General features: G+C 61.8%; 3 protein-coding genes. 1 reads left to right on the top strand and 2 read right to left on the bottom strand.

Annotation, left to right across the window (positions count from 1 at the left end):
* Positions 1 to 1,037, top strand: a 1,037-nt coding sequence (locus NW819_RS03950) for an aldehyde dehydrogenase family protein (protein WP_414412954.1), incomplete at its 5' end; no start/stop codon positions are given.
* A 19-nt stretch (positions 1,038 to 1,056) separates the two neighbouring features.
* Here the strand turns inward: NW819_RS03950 and NW819_RS03945 are convergent.
* Positions 1,057 to 1,662, bottom strand: a complete 606-nt coding sequence (locus tag NW819_RS03945; RefSeq protein ID WP_414412953.1) for a CsgG/HfaB family protein — start codon at positions 1,660 to 1,662, stop codon at positions 1,057 to 1,059.
* Positions 1,623 to 1,859, bottom strand: coding sequence for a CsgG/HfaB family protein (locus tag NW819_RS03940; protein WP_414412952.1), 237 nt, complete (start codon positions 1,857 to 1,859; stop codon positions 1,623 to 1,625). Before NW819_RS03940 ends, NW819_RS03945 begins: the two co-directional genes overlap by 40 nt.
* Between the last annotated feature and the right edge of the window lie 90 nt (positions 1,860 to 1,949).

Here is a 1,949-nt window from a genome sequence, read left to right as displayed (position 1 = left end):
TCTCCATCCCCTGTGGCATGACAGCGGCGGCTTTGGTGGCCGGAAACTGCGTGCTCCTCAAACCGGCAGAGCAATCTTCGCTGATCGCCGCCAAACTGGCGGAGTTTATCCTCAAGGCCCTTGCCGAAGCTGGGATCCCGGAGGGTGTCTTTCAATTCCTGCCGGGGGTGGGCGAAGCCATCGGCCCCCTGTTGGTTCAAGACCGGCGGGTGCACCTGATTGCCTTCACCGGATCCCAGGCGGTGGGCTGCCAGATCCTCGCCCAAGCCGCGCAACTGCAGCCGGGCCAGCACCACATCAAGCGGGTCATTGCCGAGATGGGGGGCAAAAACGCCATCATTGTGGACGAAAGCGCCGACCTGGATCAGGCGGTCAAAGGGGTGGTCAACTCCGCCTTTGGCTACAGCGGCCAGAAATGCTCCGCCTGCTCGCGGGCGATCGTTTTGCAGTCCATTCACGACCTGTTCTTGGGGCGGCTCATCGAGGCGGTGCGCTCTTTAAGTGTGGGGGATCCGGCCCACCCCGGCACCCAAGTTGGCCCGGTCATCGATGCAGAAGCCCAAGCTCGCCTGCACCAGGCCATTCAATCGGCCCAAGCCTATGCCCGTCTCGACCTCAGCCTGCCCGTGCCGGAAAAAGGCTACTTCGTCGGCCCCACTGTGTTCAGCCAGGTGGATCCCCAGTCAGAGCTGGCGCAGCGGGAGCTGTTTGGCCCGGTTTTGGCGGTGATCTCAGCGCCGGACTTTTCTTCTGCTCTGCAGATGGCCAATGCCACCCCCTACGCCCTCACCGGCGGTCTCTACAGCCGCACCCCTTCCCACATTCAACAGGCTCGCCAGGACTTTGCCGTCGGCAACCTCTACATCAACCGCGAGATCACCGGGGCGTTGGTGGAGCGGCAGCCCTTCGGCGGCTTCAAGCTCTCCGGCGTGGGATCCAAAGCCGGCGGCCCCGACTACCTGCTGCAATTTTTAGAGCCGCGCACCGTAACCGAAAACACGCAACGGCAGGGCTTTGCTCCCATCGAGGGATCCTGAGGATAGGGCTTGGGAAAGCTCATTGGACAGGCTTGGCCACATCCCCAACCTTGAAGCCTGCCCCGCTGAGAATGCGTCCCACACTGGAGCTGTCATCCACCTCCGTCAGTTGGACCTGTCCGGCTGGCTCAGTCAATTTGCGCAAGACTGTCCCCGTGGCCGGATCCTTCACCTCGCGGACGACGCGCTCCACAGAAAGAATCAATCCCACCCGATAGCCATCGCGGCTGCCCTTGTTCAGGATCACCTGGTTGCCGTAGACATCCGCCACCAAGGCGTTAACCGTTGGCAAGGAGCGGGGCTGAGCTGCCAAGCGTCCGGCAAACCCCACCAACTGTCCGGCAATTTGCTCCACCGCTTGTTGGCTTGCCAATACCAACAGCTTCTCTTCGTTGCTGGTGGCGGATCCCCCGCCAAAGCCGGCAACCATGACCGTGCTATCCGACTGGCTGGCGTTGCCTTTGCCCTCGACCACGGCCAAGATCTCGGCAGTACTGGTGCTCACCAAGCGGGCATTCAGCTGCACGTTGGCATCGGCATCCACTGACTCAGCGCCCACCGCCAGCGGGAAGCTGCCGAAGGGAGTTAAGACCGGTGCCCCACCCCCAGAACGGCGCACAGACACAACACATCAAACTGGGTCACACTGCCGAGGATCACCGCATCGACCCCTAGGATCCGGCCTACCTGAGCAGCGGTGTTGGCATCCAGTCGACCGGATAGACCCAGGTTCTGCTCGGCCAAGATCGCGTCCAGCCGCGAGCGCTCGATGACGGAAAAGGTGCCATCTCTCACCAGCCGATCCACCAACAGGTCGCTCACCCCCGAGAAGCCTCGCGGATGCTGTAGGGATTGCTGAGGCTGCTGAAATCAAAGTCCAAGACTGCAATTCAATCGTATTCTTGACCTATG

It is taken from the genome of Synechococcus sp. R8-2, assembly GCF_047461715.1.
Classification (GTDB): domain Bacteria; phylum Cyanobacteriota; class Cyanobacteriia; order Thermostichales; family Thermostichaceae; genus Thermostichus.
Note: the sequence above shows the minus strand (reverse complement) of the source record. Positions and strands in the feature narration are given on the sequence as shown.